Genomic DNA, 19503 nt, shown 5'->3' on the forward strand with positions numbered 1-19503 from the left:
ATGGACAAGCGCATCTTCGGCATCGAAACCGAATTCGGCATCTCTTACTCGAGCCCGGACTCCCGCCCGCTCGCACCGGAGGAGGTGGCCCGCTACCTGTTCCGCAAAGTGGTCAGCTGGGGACGTTCCTCCAACGTGTTCCTGACCAACGGTTCCCGGCTGTACCTCGATGTGGGCTCCCACCCCGAGTACGCGACCGCCGAGTGCGACGACCTGGGACAGCTGATCGCCCACGACCGCGCGGGCGAGCTGATCCTGGACGACCTCGTGGACGAGGCGCAGGAAAGGCTTGCGGCCGAAGGATTCAACGGAACGGTCTACCTTTTCAAGAACAACACCGACTCGGCGGGCAATTCCTACGGCAGCCACGAAAACTACCTCATTCCCCGCCGCGGGGAATTCTCGAGGCTTGCGGAGATCCTCATTCCGTTCCTGGTGACACGCCAGCTCATCGCCGGCGCCGGCAAGATCCTGAAGACCCCCCATGGCGCCACCTTCGCCTTTTCCCAGCGCGCGGACCACATCTGGGAAGGCGTTTCCTCCGCCACCACCAGGTCCCGTCCCATCATCAACACCCGGGACGAACCCCATGCTGACGCTGAGTTCTACCGCCGCCTCCACGTAATCGTGGGCGACTCCAACATGTCCGAAACCACGGCCTTGATGAAGGTGGGCACCGTCGACCTGATCCTTCGGATGATCGAGGCGGGTGTGATCATGCGGGACATGCGGATGGAGAACCCGATCCGCAGCATCCGCGAAATCTCGCATGACCTGAGTGGGCGGGCGCTCATCCGTCTTGCCAACGGGCGGCAGCTGACCGCCCTGGAGATCCAGCGGGAGTATCTGAACAAAGTCACGGCCTTTGTGGCTGAGAACGGCGCCCACAATCGGCACGTGCCCGTGATCCTGGACCTTTGGGAACGGACGCTCACGGCCATCGAGAGCGGAGACACCAGCACGATCGACACCGAGATCGACTGGGCCATCAAGAAGAAACTCATGGACAGTTACCGGAACCGGCACGGGCTCGGGCTGGACGCGCCGAGGATCGCCCAGCTGGACCTCACATACCATGACATTTCGCGGACACGCGGGCTCTACTACCTGCTGCAGGCCCGGGGAGCCGTCCGCCGCGTGGTGGACGACACCGCGGTCAAGGACGCTGTGGATGCCCCACCGCAGACAACCCGGGCAAAGCTCCGCGGCGACTTTGTCCGCCGCGCCCAGGAGCTGGGCCGCGACTACACGGTTGACTGGGTGCACCTGAAGCTGAACGACCGCGCCCACCAGACGATCCTGTGCAAGGATCCGTTCCGCAGCGTGGACGAGCGCGTGGATGCCCTTCTGGACTCTATGGGCTGATACCCAGCTTCAGGGGCTATTCTGGATGGGGCCGTTTAACCGGCCACCGACTGCGTTGCCGTGCGTTCCATTCGCGGCACGCATCCATCTTGCCCCGACGAAAGTTCTTACGTGCGCCGACTACTAGCAATTCTCATTCCCGGACTGCTGCTGATCACCGCCTGCGGCGGATCGCCTGCAGCCCCGGAGCCCACCAGCCAGACTGCTGGCGAGACCGCCAAGCTCGACTCCCTGAAGCTTACGGACAACGGGGACAAGAAGGCACCCGGAGTCGAATTCGACAAGCCCCTGGATGTCACGGAACCCACCGTCAAGGTGGTTACCGAAGGCGACGGGGAGCGCCTTAAGGCCAACCAGATCGCTGACATCTCGATCCTCGCCCTCAGCGGCAAGGACGGCTCCACCCTCGAAGACACCTTCGCCAAGGACCCCGAGCCGCTGGAGCTGAACGATGAGCTCAAGACCGGCAACGCCGTCATCTATAACGCGTTCGTAGGTGCCAAGATTGGCTCGCAGCTTGCCCTTGCCGTGCCCGGCCAGGCCGCCCAGGAGGGCGCCGAGGCCAGCCCCACGCAGCTGCTCGTGGTCAAGGTCCTGTCCGCCAAGGACGCCCCGAAGGTGCTGGACAAGCCGGAGGGTGAGACTGTCACGCCGCCCGCCGGCCTTCCCACCGTCAAGGAAAACGACAAGGGAATCCCGGAGATCTCCGTTGACGGCGTCAAGGCCCCCACTGAGCTTGTCTCCCAGGACCTCATCAAAGGCACCGGCCCCGCCGTCAAGGAAACCGACACCCTGACTGTCAACTACGTCGGAGTCACCCTCAACGGTGGCACCAAGTTCGACTCCAGCTTTGACCGCGGCGAAAAGGCCAGCTTCCCGCTGACCGGCGTCATCAAGGGCTGGACCCAGGGCCTTGCCGGCAAGACCGTGGGCTCACGCGTACTCCTGGTCATCCCGAAGGACCTTGCCTACGGCGATGCCGGACAGGGCGAGGCCAAGGGCGATCTGGTGTTCGTCGTCGATATCCTCGGCGTCAAGTAAGCCATCCCGAGCTAGAAGCCAACCCACACTACAAAGGAGCAACCATGTCATTTGGACAACGCAACTTCGACCGCCAGAAGCCGGAAATTGACTTCCCTGAGGGCGACGTTCCCACTGAGCTCGTAATCACCGACCTCATCGAAGGTGACGGTGCCGAGGCCAAGCCGGGCGACACCGTCTCCACCCACTACGTCGGGGTCGCCTGGTCCACCGGCGAGGAATTCGATGCTTCCTGGGGCCGCGGCGCTCCGCTGGACTTCCGCGTTGGCGTGGGCCAGGTCATCCAGGGCTGGGACCAGGGGCTGCTGGGCATGAAGGTCGGCGGCCGCCGCCGCCTGGAGATCCCCTCCGAACTCGCTTACGGCTCCCGCGGTGCTGGCGGAGCGATCGGCCCCAACGAAGCATTGATCTTCGTGGTGGACCTCGTCGGAGTCCGCTAGACGGATCACGGCCCGGCGACAGCCGGCCTGCCTGAGGGAGCGCGGTAACAATCGGAGGGAAATTTCCGTTTTGTTGCCGCGCTTTCGGCGTTAAGCCCCACCGGCTTTAGTAACGTAGCCAAGGTGTCCGCCTCACGTACAGAACGCCTCCTGAACCTGCTCATCGCGCTTCTCAACACCCGCTACGGCCTGCGGCGCGGTGAACTTCGCGAAAAGGTCTACCACGACACGAGCAGCAGCGAATCCACGTTCGGCCGCATGTTCGAGCGGGACAAGAGCGACCTCCGCCAGTTCGGCTTCGAGGTAGAGACAGTCATGGACCAGGGGTGGGGCTCCGATGATCCTGCCACAGCGCGATACCGGATCGGCAAGGAGTCCAACCGGCTCCCCGACGTCGACCTCACCTCCGCCGAGTGCACTGTCCTCATCCTTGCTGCCCAGCTCTGGGAGCAGGCCGCGCTCGGTTCGGCAGCGCAAGATGCCATGCGCAAGCTGCAGGCGGCCGGCGGGCTCGCTGAGGCCGAATTGCCGGCCGGTGTCCAGCCACGGATCAAACCCGCCGGGCAGGCCTTTGAAGACTTGGTCACGGCAATGCACGCCCAGCACCCGGTGAGCTTCACTTACCTTGCCGGAAGCACCGGCCGCGAGGAACTCCGGACCGTTGAGCCCTGGGGCCTGGGCAGCCGCTTCGGGCAGTGGTACCTGGTGGGCTTCGACCGGGCCCGCGGCGCAAAGCGCTTCTTCCGCCTGTCCCGCTTCACGTCTGCGGTGGCCGTCCAGGAAAAGGATCACTACTCGCCGCCGGAGGCGTTCAATGTCCGGAAGGAACTGGACTCGCTTCCCGAGCTGCCTGTGCAGTCCGCGATCGTGGACGTGGCGGCGGGGAAAGTGCTCGGCCTGCGCAAGCGGGCAATGGAGGCGCATGCCTCTGAAGCGCCCATCAGCACGCCCGACGCCGGTTGGGACCGGCTCAGAGTTCCTTTCAGGGATGCTGAGGTGCTGGGCGAAGAGCTCGCCTCCTACGGCCCGAACGTGGTGGTCGCTGCGCCGGCGGAACTGGCATCCGCTGTCCGGAGGAGACTGCAAGCCGCCGCGGACTTCGCGGCGTCGCCCGTTCCCGCCATGGATTTTCCGGACACCGTTCCGGTCAAGCGCCCGCGCAAGCGGACGTCCGAGGACCAGCTCAAGCGGATGCTTCAGCTCGTGCCGTTCCTGGTCCACAACCAGGGCCTGCATATCAGCGAGGTTGCTTCCAGTTTCGGCGTGACCCGGAAGGAACTGGAGGACGATCTGCGGATCCTGATCTGCTCCGGCCTGCCCGAGGGCTACCCGGATGACCTCCTGGACATCCAGTGGGAAGATGACCACGTCTACATCACCCAGGACCTTGACCTCAATCGTCCGGTCCGCTTCACCGTGGACGAGGCCTGCGCCCTCCTGACGGGCCTGGAGACCCTCAACGGCCTGCCGGAGCTTGCCGAGGGGAGTGCGCTGGAGTCCGTCACGGTAAAACTGATGGCGGCAGCGGGGGAGGAGGGCCTGAAGGCGGCATCCATTGCGGGCCCCCAGGTGGGCCCGGCGAATTCCGCCCATCTGGCCACCATCCGGGACGCCATCACGGACGGCCGGCAGTTGCACCTCAGGTACTTCTCCGCGCAGCGCGACTCCATGTCCGAACGGGACGTCGATCCGCTGCGGCTCTATTCGCTGGACAACACCTGGTACTTCGAGGCCTACTGCCACAGCGCACACGGCCTAAGGAACTTCCGGCTGGACCGCATAGAAACCTTGGAACCGAACGGACAGCGGGTCACCGAAGCGGCCAGACCCACCGAGGGGTTCCCGGTCAAGCTGTTCACCCCGAACGACGACGACACCGTGGTCACCGTGGAACTGGCGCCCCAGGGCATCGGGCTCGCCGATGACTACTACGCCGAACGGACTGCGCCGCTTCCAAACGGCGGGCTGATTGCCGACATCAGGTTCGGGAGCACGGGATGGCTGCCCATGTTTGTTGCCCAGCACGGCGGCGCCGTCCGGATCCTCGCGCCCGCCGGCCTGGCCGACGCCGCGGGGGATTGGATCCGCGCGGCGCTGGCCCGTTACGGCGGCTAGACTACTCAGCATGCCTTGGTGGTCTTGGATCCTTATCTGGATAGCGCTCGTAGCCGTTTCCCTCCTCTTCTATGTGTTGTTGGGAATCAGGCTGTTCAGGCAGTTCATGGCCACGGTCAGGGACCTGGGCGCTGCCGGCGAACGGTTTGGGGCACCCCTGGCCAATATCACCGACCCCGCCCCCGGACTGGGGCCGGCACCGGACGGTGAACCGGACAACGGCCCCCGGGCAACGCCCGGCTCTGCAGTTTTTGCCTCGCCGATGCAGATGAGACATGATTACGTGGCGTCCAAATCCTCCCGCAGGGAAGAGCGCCGCCGGCGGCGCGTTCAGCGTAAAGCGGACCGTGGCCAGCCACAGGCGCTGCGCGACATCGAATTCAGTTAGACGTAGGATGTATTTCGAGGAAAGGACTTCCAGTGGGACGACTCTTTGATGGCCCTTGGCCCATCGTCATTATTATCATCGTGGCTCTGCTGCTGTTTGCCGCGCCCAAGCTTCCGGCCATGGCCCGCAGTCTCGGCCAGTCAATGCGGATCATCAAGTCCGAGGTCAAGGAAATGAAGAACGACGGCAAGCCCGAAGCCAAGGACGGTGACCCGGTCGAAGGAAAGATCGTCAACCACCCGCAGTCCCGGCCGCAGAACGGTGACGCCACGGGCGGCACCGGAAGTGCAGACGGCACGGACGTTCCGCCGTCGAACCGCGTTTGACCTGAAGTGGCACTGACGAAGGGCCGTAAATCCAACCCTGAGGGTCGGATGGCCCTGATGGACCATCTTAAGGAGCTCAAGAACCGGCTCATTAAGTCCGCCATTGGCCTTGTCATCGGTGGCATCGGCGGGTGGATCCTTTACGATCCCGTACTGAGCGCCCTCAAGGAGCCGGTTGACCGGATTGCCGAGACCACCGGCGGCACGTCCTCCGTGAACTTCTCGAGCATTGCGTCTCCGTTCGACTTCAAACTCCAGCTCTCCCTGCTGATCGGCGCGGTCATCTCGAGCCCCATCTGGATCTACCAGCTGTGGGCCTTCATCACCCCCGGCCTCACCAAGAAAGAGCGGCACTACACCCTGGGCTACATGGCCGCGGCGGTGCCGCTGTTCCTTGCCGGCGTGTGGGTCGGATGGATGGTGACGCCGCAGGTGGTGCGCGCGCTGACCCAGTTCACGCCTGCGGGATTCTCCAACCTCATCGATGCGCGCGACTATGTGGATTTCGTCACGCGCATGGTCTTGTTCCTCGGCCTCGCGTTCCTGGTTCCCGTGGTCCTGGTGGGCGTCAACATGGCCGGAATCATCCGGGGCGAAACCATCCTGAAGGCGTGGCGCATCACGGTCTTCCTGGTGTTTGTGCTTGCTGCCGTTGCTGCTCCGGGCGCGGATGCCCTCTCCATGTTCCTGCTCGCGGGCCCGCTCCTTGCGCTGTTTTTCGCCGCAATCGGACTCTGTATCTTCAATGACCGCCGCCGGGACCGGAAGGCCGCGAAGATCGCCGCCGAAACTGAGGCGACGGCCGACGTCGCAACGCCCGGCACGGAACTGGGGAAACTCTAGTCCCGCGCCCACTAGGCTGGAAGTATGTCCTCCACAACCGGGCCACAGTCGCCGTCGGAACTCTATCGGGCCAGTGCCGAGCGGACCGCCGAAGCCAATACATATTTGGGTAAATTCGTGCGGACGCTGGATTTCGAACTCGACGATTTCCAGCGCCAAGCGTGCAAGTCCCTTCAGCAGGGCAGGGGCGTCCTGGTGGCGGCACCCACCGGCGCAGGCAAAACAATCGTGGGCGAGTTCGCCATCTATCTGGCACTCCAGCGCGGCCTCAAAGCCTTTTACACCACCCCCATCAAGGCGCTGAGCAACCAGAAGTATTCTGAGCTGGCCGACAAGTACGGCCCGGAAAACGTGGGCCTCCTCACAGGTGACACCAGCATCAACGGCGACGCCCCGGTTGTCGTGATGACCACCGAAGTCCTCCGCAACATGCTCTACGCGGATTCGGACACGCTGGATGACCTCGGCTTCGTGGTCATGGACGAGGTGCATTACCTCGCCGACCGGTTCCGCGGCGCCGTCTGGGAAGAGGTCATCATCCACCTGCCTAGCGAAGTCCAGGTGGCATCGCTGAGCGCAACGGTCTCCAACGCCGAGGAATTCGGAGCGTGGCTGGATACCGTCCGAGGGCACACTGACGTCATCGTCTCCGAGCACCGTCCGGTGCCGCTCTGGCAGCACGTCATGGTGGGACGTGAAATCGTTGACCTCTTCGCCGGCGAAACAACGTTCGACGAGATCGCACTTGAAGGGGAGTCTGATCCCGCCGCCACGGCAATGACGGCCAACGTCTCCCTCGAACGGGGGTTTGAAGTGAACCCGGACCTGCTGGCCATGGCACGCACCGAGAGCCAGATGAATTCACGGGCCCGCTTCGGCCATGGCGGACGCAGCCAGCGCCGCCAGCAGAACCAGCGCGGCGACAACCGCTCCCAGGCGGCCCAGCAGAGTGCCGTACGCAAGGCAAGCCGCCCCCAGGTCATCGCCAGCCTTGACCGCCAGGATCTGCTTCCCTCCATTACTTTCATCTTCTCCCGTGCCGGCTGCGACGCCGCTGTGGCGCAGTGCGTCTCAGCGGGGTTGTGGCTGACCACCGAGCGTGAACAACGGGTCATTGCCAGCCGTGTTGATGAAGCGGCGCGGGACATTCCGTCGGATGATCTCGACGTGCTCGGGTTCTGGAGTTGGCGTGACGGCCTCCTGCGGGGCCTCGCAGCCCATCACGCCGGGATGCTGCCCACATTCAAGGAGGTCGTGGAGAAGCTGTTCGTCGAGGGCCTGGTCAAGGCGGTATTCGCGACCGAAACCCTCGCGCTGGGCGTTAACATGCCGGCACGTTCGGTGGTGCTGGAAAAGCTGGATAAGTTCAACGGTGAAGCCCACGTTGGCATTACCGCCGGCGAATACACGCAGCTCACCGGCCGCGCAGGGCGCCGCGGCATCGACGTCGAGGGCCACGCGGTGGTGCTGTGGCAGCCCGGAACCGACCCGACGGCGGTCGCCGGCCTGGCATCGCGCCGGACCTACCCGCTAAATTCGAGCTTCCGCCCCACTTACAACATGAGCATCAACCTCCTGGCGCAGTTCGGCAGGCCCCGTGCCCGTGAAATCCTGGAATCCTCTTTTGCCCAATTCCAGGCGGACCGCTCCGTGGTCGGCCTGGCAAAGCAGGTCCGGAGCAGGGAGGAGTCCCTGGCCGGCTTCCAGAAATCCATGACGTGCCATCTGGGTGACTTCACCGAGTACTCACGGCTGCGGCGGGAACTGTCCGACGCCGAGAACGCCGCTTCCCGCAGCACCTCGAAAGCCCGCAAATCCATCACGGAGGATTCGTTGAGCAGGCTCCTGCCCGGCGATGTGGTGGACGTGCCGACGGGCAGGGCGCCCGGCTTCGCTGTGGTGCTCGGCTCCGACCACACCTCCCGCGAGCCGCGGCCTGCTGTCTTGACCCTGGACAACCAGTTGCGAAGGCTCGGCATTCAGGACCTGGAAGGGCCCATCACGCCGGTGACCCGGGTCCGTATACCGAAGTCGTTCAACGCGAAGGTCCCTAAATCGCGCAAGGACCTGGCATCGTCGGTCCGCAACGCACTCCGGGAAAACCGTCCGCCCGCGCCCGGGAACGCCCGGAACACTGATTTCGGCCGGGCCGCGGCCTTGCCGGACCAGGAGAAGAGGATTGCCGACCTGCGGCTGGCGCTGCGGTCCCATCCCTGCCACGGCTGCAGCGAACGGGAGGACCACGCGCGCTGGTCCGAGCGCTGGTGGAAGCTCCGCCGCGAAACTGACGGACTGGTTCGCGAAATCCAAAGCCGCACCAATACCATCGCCAAAACGTTCGACCGGGTCTGCGATCTGCTCTCCAGCTACGGGTACCTGGAAACCTCCGATTCCGGGAGGGTCACGATCAACGCCGACGGCCAGAAGCTGCGCCGTATCTACGGTGAGAAGGACCTCCTCATATCCCAATCGCTGCGTCAAGGAGCGTTCAACGACCTCGATGCCACTGAAGTGGCAGCCCTTGCCAGTGTGCTGGTGTTCCAGGCAAAACGGGAGGAGCGAGGCCTGCGGCCCAGGATGCCCAGTGTGTCGCTGGAGACCGCCGTGGATATCGTGGTCCGGGAGTGGTCCGTGCTGGAAGATGCCGAGGAAGCGAACAGGCTTCCCCTCACCGGCGAGCCCGAACTGGGGCTCGTCTGGCCGATCTTGAAATGGGCCAAGGGGAGGCACCTTCAGGAAGTGCTCAGCGGCACAGACCTGGCAGCAGGCGACTTTGTCCGGTGGGTCAAACAGGTCATTGACTTGCTGGACCAGCTGGCCAAGATCCCGGGCTTGGACCCGAGGCTTTCACGCCTCTGCTCGGAGGCCATCATCCTGGTCAGACGCGGCGTGGTGGCTTACTCCACGGTGGTCTGATCCGCCGGTCCCGCCCGCACATTTCCACTCACTTCAAGGCTGCTGAGGAGCCACACACACCATGACTGACGCACGGGCGGACCTGCCGGCCAAAGACCATAAAGTAACTCTGTACCGCAACGGTTCCGTCTACACCGCAGCCGACCCCTTTGCCACCGCCATGCTCGTGGACGGGGACACTGTGGCATGGGTTGGTTCGGAGCAGGCGGCCACGTCAATAGCCGATTCGTCCATGGACATCATCGACCTCCAGGGCGCCCTGCTGGCTCCCGGTTTCGTGGATTCACATGTTCATTTGACTGAAACGGGCATTGCCCTGGATTCGCTGCAGCTCGGCGGCATGCGCTCAGCCGCCGACATCCTGGATGCCGTGGCTGCATCCGTTGCTGGCATGCCAAGCGATGGGAATGGCACTGTCCTGGGCCATGGCTGGGACGAAAGCGGCTGGGCCGATCAGGCCCTGCCAAGCCGTGAGGAGCTGGAGCGTGCGGCGGGTGGCCGGCACGTGTATCTCTCGCGGGTGGACGCCCACTCCGCACTGGTGTCATCCTCCCTTGCCGAGGCAGCGGGCCTGGCCGGTCTGGAAGGCTTTTCGTCCGGCAGCCAGGTAAAGCGCCATGCCCACACGTCAGCCAGGCTCGCCGCGCGGCAATTGCCCGACGAAAAACTGCGGAGCTACCAATCACGTGCCCTCGCAGAAGCCGCCGCCAACGGCTACGTGGCCGTGGCAGAAATGGCTGCGCCGCACATCGGCAGCACAGCCGACCTGCGGGTCGCAGCGGAGTGGAACAGCCACGGTGCCTTCCGGGACCCCGTGCCTGAAGTCCTTCCGTACTGGGGACAGCTCGCGGCGTCGGAGGCGGATGCCCGCAGCATTCTCGACGGACTTGGGGCCAGCGTGCGGGGCCTGGCCGGGGACCTGAACATCGACGGATCCATCGGCTCCCGGACTGCAGCACTGAGAGACGACTACAGCGATGCTCCGGGGGAGCGCGGCAGCCTGTACCTTACCGTTGACGAAGCTGCCGCCCATGTGGCTGCGTGTTCGCTGCTCGGCATACAGGCCGGGTTCCACGTCATCGGCGACGCCGGACTCGACGCGGCGCTGGACGCTCTGGACCGTGCAGCGGCGGAAGTGGGGGAGCAGCGGGTCAGAGCAGCCGGCCACCGGTTTGAGCATGTGGAAATGGCCGATGCCGCGGCCATCAGCCGGCTGGCAAAGTATTCGGTCACCGTCAGCGTGCAGCCGGGCTTCGACGCTGAGTGGGGCGGGGCGGGTCGCCTCTACCAGGAACGGCTGGGTAGCCGGGAGCACGGAATGAACGCCTTCGCGTCCTTCTACGCTGCAGGAGTTCCCATCTGCTTCGGCAGCGACAGCCCTGTGACTCCGCTCAACCCCTGGGCAAGCGTCCGGGCCTGCCTTGAGCACAGCAACCCGGACCAGCGCATTTCGGCGCGGGCAGCTTTCCTCGGCCACACCAGGGCCGGCTGGCGCGCCGCCAGGTACCGCAATCCAATGGCCGGCCAGCTGGTTCCGGGGGCGCCGGCCAGCTTCGCGGTCTGGGAAGTGGAAGAACTCATGGTGCAGGTGGCGGACGGCCGCGTGCAGTCCTGGAGTACGGACCCCCGGGCGCGTACACCGTTGCTCCCGGCGTTGGACACCGGAAGTGACCCCGTGTGCCTGCAGACAGTACGCGATGGAAAAGAGTTGTTCACAAACGGTTCCTTGCGGTCATAGACCGGAAAGCTCCCGGCGCGCCGTATGGTCCTGACCTGCGGCAACGCCTAAACCCGCACGTCAAAGCCGGGTTGACACCGTGCGGACCGCCCGTAGCATTGAGTCGCAACGGACGGTTCCACCATCGCGCGGTTCCGTCTGGCCACGCGACCCGCCGGCAGGATGCCCCGTTCGGACCTGACGACGGGCCACGCCGTGGCAGTCCAGGGGCAGGTCCACTGTGCAGCAGAAAACAGTTCCGCCGAGGCAGGCCGCATCCGGCTGGAACTGGCCCGAGGCACGTGGACCTGCCCGCGGCCTGCCCCTGTAACGCGCCTGGGCAGCGCAAACTCCCTATAATGGTGACTTGCGCCTTAAGCCCGGCACTTCTGTGTTGTGCTTCCTGGCGCGTGACCGCTCCCATCAAGGAAAGGGCCTCGCTGTGCGTGTCCTCACCATCATCCCCACCTACAACGAGCTGGAATCGTTGCCCAAGACACTCGCGCGCCTGCGTGCGGCCGTTCCGGCTTCCGATGTGCTGGTGGTGGACGACAACAGCCCGGACGGCACCGGACAGCTGGCGGACCGCATCGCTGCCGAAGACAGCCAGGTCCACGTACTGCACCGCCAAGGCAAGGCCGGACTGGGCGCCGCCTACATCGCCGGCTTCAAATGGGGCCTCGACGCCGGGTACGACATCCTTGTGGAAATGGACGCGGACGGTTCACACCAGCCTGAGCAGCTGCAGCAGCTTCTGGACGCCGTGGAAGAGGGCGCCGACCTGGCCATGGGTTCACGCTGGGTGCCGGGAGGCAGCGTGGTCAACTGGCCGCTGTACCGGCAGGCAATCTCCCGGATCGGCAGCACATATGCCCGGCTGATGCTGGGACTCAAGATCAAGGATGTCACCGGCGGATACCGGGCCTTCCGGCGGACGACGCTTGAGAAGCTCAACCTGGACCAGGTGGACTCCGTGGGCTACGGGTTCCAGGTGGACCTCGCCTGGCGGGTGGCCAAGATGGGCCTGAAGATTGTGGAACGCCCCATCACCTTTGTGGAGCGCGAGCTCGGAGCCTCCAAGATGAGCGGCAACATTGTGGTGGAAGCCATGATCAACGTCACCAGGTGGGGGCTCGCCGCCCGCTGGAATAAGCTCACCCGCCGGGGCTCAGCCTCTTAGCCCACCCCTCAGGACCGGGTTGCACCCATCACGTCCGGGACAACAAAAGGGCCGGGCCCGTAGCCTCTCGCGGAGGGTACGGGCCCGGCCCTTTGTTTGGGCTACGACGCCCCGTTGCTGAGCCGTATTAAGCTGAACGCCGTTCGCCGCGGCGTTCCCGCAGAATGGTCAGGCGGTCTTCGAGGATCTGCTCGAGCTCAGGCAGGGAACGGCGTTCCAGAAGCATGTCCCAGTGCGTACGCACTGCCTTCTCGTTGCTGTTGATGGGGCGTTCGCCGTCCACGAGCAAGGCTTCCTTGCCGGTCTTTGAAACCCACACCGGAGGAATCTCGGCTTCGGAGGAGAAGGTAACGAAGACCTGCTCGCCGTCCTCGCAACGGTACTCAACCCGCTGGCGCGGAGCCGGCTCAACACCGGATTCGGTCTCCATGCTCTGTGCGCCAAGACGCATGCCCCGGAGGCTGCGATCGCTCATGATTTCTCCCTTTGGTCGGTTCGCGGAGTCAGGCCCCGCGCTAGCCGGGGCAGCTCACGCCACGGACTACTGTTTGCACTGCATTGCATCTTTAGACACAACGCTCTGCCAAGCTTGATTGTTCCAGCAGGTCTGAACCAGCCGGACAAATATACTATTATACGGGGTCCGGCCCGGGCCCGTAAAGCCGGGCGATGACGCGGGCCGGAACAGGGGAGGCACCCGCACCTGCGGATGCCTCCCCTGACCGGTCCTGCCGGGTTATTACAGCGGCAGCCGCGGCTCGTCGGCCCGTGTGCCGCCGGATCCGGCGTCAGTGCCGGCGTCGCTGCCGGCGTTGTTGCCGGCCGCAGTTCCGCCGTCGAAAAGGCCGCCTGTCCGGGGGTCCGGATTGGTGCCGCCGAGGGCGTTGCCGATGCCTTTCAGGGCTTCGCCGACTTCGCTGGGGATGATCCAGAGCTTATTGGAGGAACCTTCGGCCAGCTTAGGCAGGGTCTGGAGGTACTGGTACGCCAGCAGCTTCTGGTCCGGGTTGCCCTTGTGGATCGCGTCGAAGACCTTCTGGATGGCCTGGGCTTCGCCGTCAGCCCGGAGGATGGCGGCCTTGGCGTCGCCCTCCGCTTTGAGGATGGAGGACTGACGCTGGCCTTCAGCGGTCAGGATGGCCGACTGCTTTGTTCCCTCGGCGGTCAGGATGGCGGCGCGGCGGTCGCGCTCCGCCCGCATCTGCTTCTCCATCGAGTCCTGGATGGAGTGGGGCGGGTCGATGGCCTTGAGCTCCACACGGGAAACGCGGATGCCCCAGCGCCCCGTCGCTTCATCCAGGACGCCGCGCAGCTGGCCGTTGATCTGGTCGCGGGAGGTCAGGGCCTCTTCAAGGTTCAGGCCGCCAACCACGTTTCGAAGTGTGGTGGTGGTGAGCTGTTCCACCGCCTGGATGTAGTTCGCAATCTCGTACGTGGCCGCCCGCGCGTCAGTCACCTGGAAATAGACCACTGTGTCAATGGAGACGACGAGGTTGTCCTCGGTGATGACCGGCTGCGGGGGGAATGAGACGACCTGCTCGCGGAGATCCAGGAGCGGCAGGAGCCTGTCCACGAAGGGAATGAGGATGGTGAGGCCGGGGAGCAGGGTCCGCTGGTATTTGCCGAGCCGCTCGACGACGCCGGCGCGGGCCTGCGGGACGATCCGCACCGACCGGACCAGCACTATTATTACAAACGCAACAAGAACCAGCAGCACGATTGCGACTGCGATATCCATACATCACCTATTCCCCAGTTATGTGCCTTGCCATGGTGCGGCTAATCTGCCGCGTGACCGGCGCCGGTGGCGGCTGCCGGAAAAGTGTTCCTGCCTACGTTTGCGTGTACTGCTTGACTGCCGGCACTACTGGACGGCCGTTTCCGGCTGCGGCGCCACGACCGCCGTGGCTCCTTCAATGGCGGATACAACGACCTTCTGCCCGGCGTTCAGGACTCCGTTCTCGGAGCGTGCGCTCCAGACGTCGCCGCCGATCTTGACCAGGCCGGAGGAGCTGCTGACGGTCTCCATGACGAGGGCGGATTCGCCGATCAGGCGGTCGATGTTGGTGCGTTGTTCAGCGGGGCCCTTCTTCAGGTGCTTCAGCGCCACGGGTCGAACAAAGACCACCATGAGCAGGGAAACAACGCAGAAAACCACGATCTGCAGCCAGAAATCGGCGCCGGCGAAATCAGCCAGCAGTCCGGCCAGCGCTCCGCCGCCGAGCATGATGAAGAACAGGTCCAGCGTCAGCATCTCCACGACGGCGAACGCCAGGAATACGGTGAGCCACAGCGCCCACCAGTTCTCGCCAAGCCACTCAAACATGCCTACCCCCTTCGTCCCGGGAGCTGCGGAAGCAGGCCCTCAGTAACTGTTCTTCCATCCTAGACCGAAGCCATGGGGCGCAGGAGGGGACTGTTGGGCACGTTTGGAAAGTAGTCAAGTCGTTATGCGGACGGCCGCTGCAGGGGCACGAAAACGCTCATTCGGAACCTGGCCGAGACCTTGGTGACGGGCGGCAGTGTGCCAACGAGGCCTTCCAGTGCTGCCGGGTCCAGATGATGCCCGGCGGGCCCCATGAGCGCGAGGTTGCGGACGTCGTCGGGTCCGAGTCCCAGTTCGAGGTCCAGCTCCCGGGTGGAGTGCGCCGCAAAGTGACCCTCAAGGCTGCCCGCAAGCCGTTCCTCCTTGGCCGGCTCAATGCCGAGCATGCCGGCCTGATCCGCGATTTCCGCGAGGTGGCCGGGCCGCGGGGTCACCACAATCAGGCGCCCGCCGGGACGAAGCACCCGGGCGAATTCGGCGGCGTTCCTCGGGGCGAAAACCACCGTGACCACGTCGACGGCGGCGTCCGCGACCGGAAGCGGCTGCCAAACATCGCTGACCAGGTTGACGGCGTCGGGATTCAACCGGGCCGCGCGCCGCAGCGCGAACTTGGAAATATCCAGACCGATGGCACCGGCAGGGACAGCGGCCAGCAATGCGTGCAGGTAGTGCCCGGTGCCCGTGCCGGCATCCAGCACCGTGGGCTGCGGCCCGCGCAGCGCGGGACGGGCCAGTTCAGCGACCGCCTCGGCCAGGGGCCGGTAGTGCCCCTTGGAAAGAAAGTCGAAGCGCGCTGCCACCATGGCGGCGGTATCGGCCTCGAAGACAGTTCCCTTGCCCACCAGCATGTTGAAATAGCCCTGCCTGGCTGCGTCGAAGCTGTGGCCCTGAGGGCAGGTCAGCCGGCTGCCGCCAGAAGCCGCGAACAGAGTCAGGCTGTTCCGGCAGACGGGGCACAGGAGGGAGCGGACGGCGTCGGAAAGCATGCTCCCCATCCTAGGGGCCGCCGGCGCGGCAGCCTCCCGGGATCCCGGCAGGCGACTCCCTGGATCGCGGCGGCATCCGCCGGCGCGGGACACGTGAGTTGTTTCACAGGCCGTGCGCGAGCGGTTAGGCTCACAAGCGTGAAACCTGAAGATCTGCCGCTGCTGAAGTCCGTTTCTGCCCCGGCCGCCCACCCGGACGGCACCAGGGCCGTGGTTTCGGTCATCCGCCCTGATTTCGATGCCGACAGCTACGTTGGCCAGCTATGGACTGTGCCGCTGGACCCGGAGAAGCTGCCACGCCGGCTGACCCGCGGCTTCCGGGACACAGCGCCTGCCTTCTCGCCGGACGGGCTGGTGCTGGCATTCCTTCGCGCCACCGCCGACGGCAAACCGCAGCTTCACGTTGTGGAAGCGTCCGGCGGCGAACCGCAGGTCCTGACCAACGCCAGGCTCGGCGTCTCCTCCTTTGCCTGGTCGCCCGATTCGCACAGCATTGTCTTCGGTGCCAGAACGCCCGACGACGGCCGGTACGGCACGCTGGACGGCGTGTCCGCCGGCGCCGAGGACGCAAGGCTCATCACGGACTATAAATACCGGATGAACGGCGTCGGCTACACGGCGGACAAGCCCGTCCAGCTGTACATCGTAGACGTCCCCGAGCTGGACGAGGAACCACGTGTGGCGCCCGCAGGCCGCGTCTTGAAGGCCCGCAAGGCAGCGCAAGGCGCGATTTCGAAAGACGGCCCTGAGCCCGATTCAGCCAAAAACGCAGAAGACACAGCCGCCGACAGCCTGCTCCCGCAGGCCCGCCAACTGACATTCGCGGCGACAGACCACAGCGGTGAATCGTTCAGCACGGACGGACGCTTTGTGTACTTCGTCGCCGCCCTCCATGAGGGCAGCGACCACGATCTTGAGGTCGGCATATACCGTGTCAGCGTCTCGGGAGGAGAGCCCGAAGCCGTCAAAGCAACCAACAGCGGCCGGCAGACGGTCGCCGCGGCACGCCAGTCCAGGGACGGGAAGTGGCTGTTCTTCCTTGCCCAGGAACTTGGCCCGTCCGGCCAGGACTTCGTGGCACGGAACACTGCCCTCCACGTGATGCCGGCGGACGGCGGGGAGGCGGGGATCCTCAGCGACGTGGAAACGATGGACCTCGCCGGAGGCGCCGGCGGACTGGAGCTCCGCGGCCCGGATTCGGTGTTGCTGCTCAACAACGCGCAGGGCACGGTGGAGCTGCTGGAGTTCGGGGCGACGGGCAACCACTCGCTGCTGGTCCATGGCGACCGCGTGGTCACCGGCGCCGCCTCCGCGGGCGGCGGCCCGGTGGTGGTCAGTTTCTCGGATGCATCCACAGCGGGGGACGTCGCTGCCCTGGAGGACGGCCAGCTGAGGCTGCTGACGGATTTTTCGGTGGAGCTTCGCCTGCGGGCCGAGATCATCGAACCGCGGGAGCTGACGTTCGCCTCGGCCGACGGCTATCCGGTCCACGGCTGGCTGGTATTGCCGCCCGGGAAAGGACCGCACCCCGTCCTGCTGAACATCCACGGCGGGCCCTTCGCGCAGTACACCGTGGCGCTGTTCGATGAGGCCCAGGTGTACGCCGCGGCCGGCTACGCGGTGCTCATGTGCAACCCCCGGGGTTCTGCCGGTTACGGTCAGGCCCACGGCCGGGCCATCAAGGAAAAAATGGGGACCGTGGACATGCAGGATGTGCTGTCCTTCCTCGACGGTGCCCTAGCCAAGTTCCAGGAGCTCGACGGCGGTGCGCTCGGAATCATGGGAGGTTCCTACGGCGGCTACCTCACGGCGTGGACCATCAGCCAGGACCACCGTTTCAAGGCGGCCATCGTGGAGCGCGGTTTCCTGGATCCGGTGAGCTTCATCGGATCCTCGGATATCGGCTGGTTCTTCGGCGGCGAATACACCGGCAGCACGGAAGAACAGATGGCGGCGCAGAGCCCCATGGCAACAGTCCGCAGCGTGCGCACGCCCTCGCTGGTCATCCACAGCGAGGAAGACCTCCGCTGCCCGGTGGAACAGGGCCAGCGGTACTTCACGGCGCTGAAGCAGCAGGGTGTTGACGCCGCCTTCCTCGTGTTCCCGGGGGAGAACCATGAGCTTTCCCGGTCCGGCACCCCGCACCACCGCAAACAGCGCTTCGAAGAGATCCTGCGGTGGTGGGCCCGCTACCTGCCCACCCGGGCCAACCCCTAGTCCGCGGGTACGTCCGGCAGAAACCCCAATTCCTGCCGGGCGAGCCGGATGTCCGGTTGGGCCCAGCGGAGGCCGTATTCGGCGTTGTTGCTCAAGGAGCGCAGCTCAGCTTTGTCGATATAGAGGATGCCTTGCAGGTGGTCGGTTTCATGCTGCACGATCCGCGCCTGCCAGCCGGAGAATTCCTGCTGCCGCACGGCCCCGTCTACGTCGGTGAAATCGAGGCGGACGGACTCGTGCCGCGCCACCACTGCCTGCAGGCCCTGGAGTGACAGGCAGCCTTCGTAAAACTCCGCCGCGCCGCTCCCCACGGGTGTGTACGACGGGTTGATGACCGCGAAGAACTCCAGCGGTGACCGGCGGCGGACGGCGGATGTTTCGGCGTCGACGTCGTACTGGTCCTCGAGCACCGCGAGCTGCAGCGGGATGCCCAGCTGCGGGGCCGCCAGGCCGACGCCCGGAGCGGCATGCATCACCTCGCGCATCAGTGCAATGAGCGCCGCGAGGTCAGCGCTGTCCAGTTGGCCGTCGTACGCGGCTGCCTGCTGCCGGAGTACCGGATGGCCGGCCTGGACGATGGGCGGAAGCACTCCCGCGGCAAGGATCTCCTGGACTGTTTCCCGGATCCGCGCGGCGCTGAACGGCGTGGGGTTCGCGACATGAAGCATGGGAAAAGCCTAGTGTGCTCCGCAGGCAGCCGAGGCGAACTCGTAAATCCGGCCCTTCAGGGCAACGCCGGCGGCCACCTTGAGCGTCCCGCGGCGTCCGCCGACACTGAGCCGGACAGGCAGCAGGGTGCCCACTTTGTCCTCCGCGACGGCATGCGGATCACATCGGGCCGGCCGTATGTGGAGACGGAATTCTTCGGGATCCCCGCCGGCGACCACCCTGACATCCCGCGGCCACGGACTGTCCGGGACTTCGGCCAGGAGTGTGGTGCCCTCGATGCGTTCAATGGTCAGGGCGTCCGGTGTTCCTTTCCGCGCCCCGTGCGGCGTCACCTGAAGGCGTACGACGGCGGTCCGGCCGTCCGCCGCCACCTTCAGTTCCGGGGCGAGGTTTATCCGGGCGATCTGGCCGGCATACTGCGCGAGGCACAGTTCAGAATGGTTCCGCGCCAGGACGCCGAACGGGTCTGCGGCGAGGAGTTTCACCTCACTGGTTGTGGAACCAGCGCGCACGGACACCGTGATGTCGGCCGGTCCCGCGCCTGCGGAGGTGCCCGCCTCGTCATCCGTCCCGGAGATGCTGCAGGAGGGCGCCGGGAGCGTGGCCGGAAGGCTCTTGGTCTGGCCCGGCGGCACCTCTGTGCCCTGTGGCTCATTGGCCCACCTGGTACCTGCCGGGAACAGGGCACTCGACACCTCGGCGTTGAAGACCGTGACGGGCGCCGAGGACGTGTTGCTGAGCTGGATCTGGATGATCTTTGTCCCGTAGTTGTCCCTGAACTGGTTGAGTTCGGCACTGAGCGCGGGCGCCTGCGGTTCCGGACTGCAGCCCTGTGCCGTTGCCCCTGCCACCAGGGCAGCAAGTACGACGGCGGCTGCCGCTGTCCGCCATCGCCTCCCTTGGGCTGCCCCGTCCATGCCAGCAGTCTAAGGGCCCGCTGAATCGGAGGCCGGTCGATGGGCTACCCTCGTTCC

At 65.3% G+C, this 19503-nt stretch carries 17 protein-coding genes; 11 read left to right on the top strand and 6 right to left on the bottom strand.

Annotation, left to right across the window (positions count from 1 at the left end):
• The 10 genes from pafA to Q8Z05_RS19005 all read left to right on the top strand — a co-directional run bounded on the left by pafA (position 1) and on the right by Q8Z05_RS19005 (position 12331).
• The gene (gene pafA, locus Q8Z05_RS18960; protein ID WP_305941100.1) at positions 1–1365 is read left to right on the top strand and encodes a Pup--protein ligase; all 1365 of its coding nucleotides are present in this window, start codon (positions 1–3) and stop codon (positions 1363–1365) included.
• Between the two features lie 111 nt (positions 1366–1476).
• Entirely contained in the window at positions 1477–2406 is a 930-nt protein-coding gene (locus tag Q8Z05_RS18965; RefSeq protein WP_305941101.1) for an FKBP-type peptidyl-prolyl cis-trans isomerase, read from the top strand.
• 44 nt (positions 2407–2450) lie between these two features.
• On the top strand, positions 2451–2846 hold the full coding sequence (locus tag Q8Z05_RS18970; RefSeq protein ID WP_028269209.1) for an FKBP-type peptidyl-prolyl cis-trans isomerase: 396 nt from the start codon (positions 2451–2453) through the stop codon (positions 2844–2846).
• A 123-nt stretch (positions 2847–2969) separates the two neighbouring features.
• Positions 2970–4961 carry a helix-turn-helix transcriptional regulator gene (locus Q8Z05_RS18975; RefSeq protein ID WP_305941102.1) on the top strand — a complete coding sequence of 664 codons (1992 nt, stop codon included), beginning with the start codon at positions 2970–2972 and terminating at the stop codon, positions 4959–4961.
• Between the two features lie 10 nt (positions 4962–4971).
• Positions 4972–5349 (top strand): hypothetical protein, encoded by a 378-nt coding sequence (locus tag Q8Z05_RS18980; RefSeq protein ID WP_305941103.1) that lies wholly within the window; start codon positions 4972–4974, stop codon positions 5347–5349.
• Between the two features lie 32 nt (positions 5350–5381).
• A complete protein-coding gene (gene tatA, locus Q8Z05_RS18985) occupies positions 5382–5675 on the top strand; it encodes a Sec-independent protein translocase subunit TatA (RefSeq protein ID WP_305941104.1) in 294 nt (97 codons plus the stop codon).
• A 48-nt stretch (positions 5676–5723) separates the two neighbouring features.
• The gene (tatC, locus tag Q8Z05_RS18990) at positions 5724–6518 is read left to right on the top strand and encodes a twin-arginine translocase subunit TatC (protein WP_305943631.1); all 795 of its coding nucleotides are present in this window, start codon (positions 5724–5726) and stop codon (positions 6516–6518) included.
• A gap of 24 nt (positions 6519–6542) precedes the next feature.
• Positions 6543–9434 carry a DEAD/DEAH box helicase gene (locus Q8Z05_RS18995; protein ID WP_305941105.1) on the top strand — a complete coding sequence of 964 codons (2892 nt, stop codon included), beginning with the start codon at positions 6543–6545 and terminating at the stop codon, positions 9432–9434.
• Positions 9435–9495: 61 nt separating this feature from the next.
• Entirely contained in the window at positions 9496–11172 is a 1677-nt protein-coding gene (locus Q8Z05_RS19000; RefSeq protein ID WP_305941106.1) for an amidohydrolase, read from the top strand.
• A 421-nt stretch (positions 11173–11593) separates the two neighbouring features.
• Positions 11594–12331 (top strand): polyprenol monophosphomannose synthase, encoded by a 738-nt coding sequence (locus tag Q8Z05_RS19005; RefSeq protein ID WP_305941107.1) that lies wholly within the window; start codon positions 11594–11596, stop codon positions 12329–12331.
• 127 nt (positions 12332–12458) lie between these two features.
• On the opposite strand, the gene Q8Z05_RS19010 is transcribed toward Q8Z05_RS19005, so the two are convergent.
• The 4 genes from Q8Z05_RS19010 to Q8Z05_RS19025 form a co-directional block, all read right to left on the bottom strand.
• Positions 12459–12806 (bottom strand): RNA polymerase-binding protein RbpA, encoded by a 348-nt coding sequence (locus tag Q8Z05_RS19010; RefSeq protein ID WP_011692034.1) that lies wholly within the window; start codon positions 12804–12806, stop codon positions 12459–12461.
• Positions 12807–13070: 264 nt separating this feature from the next.
• Positions 13071–14069 (bottom strand): SPFH domain-containing protein, encoded by a 999-nt coding sequence (locus Q8Z05_RS19015; protein WP_305941108.1) that lies wholly within the window; start codon positions 14067–14069, stop codon positions 13071–13073.
• Positions 14070–14195: 126 nt separating this feature from the next.
• Positions 14196–14657, bottom strand: coding sequence for an NfeD family protein (locus Q8Z05_RS19020; RefSeq protein ID WP_305941109.1), 462 nt, complete (start codon positions 14655–14657; stop codon positions 14196–14198).
• A 122-nt stretch (positions 14658–14779) separates the two neighbouring features.
• A complete protein-coding gene (locus Q8Z05_RS19025; protein ID WP_305941110.1) occupies positions 14780–15643 on the bottom strand; it encodes a methyltransferase domain-containing protein in 864 nt (287 codons plus the stop codon).
• Positions 15644–15781: 138 nt separating this feature from the next.
• Between Q8Z05_RS19025 and Q8Z05_RS19030 the strand changes: the two genes are divergently transcribed.
• Positions 15782–17860 (top strand): S9 family peptidase, encoded by a 2079-nt coding sequence (locus Q8Z05_RS19030; RefSeq protein WP_305941111.1) that lies wholly within the window; start codon positions 15782–15784, stop codon positions 17858–17860.
• Here Q8Z05_RS19030 and Q8Z05_RS19035 read toward each other — a convergent pair.
• Both Q8Z05_RS19035 and Q8Z05_RS19040 read right to left on the bottom strand, forming a co-directional pair.
• Positions 17857–18528 (bottom strand): peptide deformylase, encoded by a 672-nt coding sequence (locus Q8Z05_RS19035; protein ID WP_305941112.1) that lies wholly within the window; start codon positions 18526–18528, stop codon positions 17857–17859. The two genes, Q8Z05_RS19030 and Q8Z05_RS19035, sit on opposite strands and share 4 nt — an antisense overlap.
• Positions 18529–18537: 9 nt before the next feature.
• A complete protein-coding gene (locus Q8Z05_RS19040; RefSeq protein WP_305941113.1) occupies positions 18538–19446 on the bottom strand; it encodes a hypothetical protein in 909 nt (302 codons plus the stop codon).
• Between the last annotated feature and the right edge of the window lie 57 nt (positions 19447–19503).

This window comes from Arthrobacter oryzae (genome assembly GCF_030718995.1).
In the GTDB taxonomy this organism is placed as follows: Bacteria; Actinomycetota; Actinomycetes; order Actinomycetales; family Micrococcaceae; genus Arthrobacter; species Arthrobacter oryzae_C.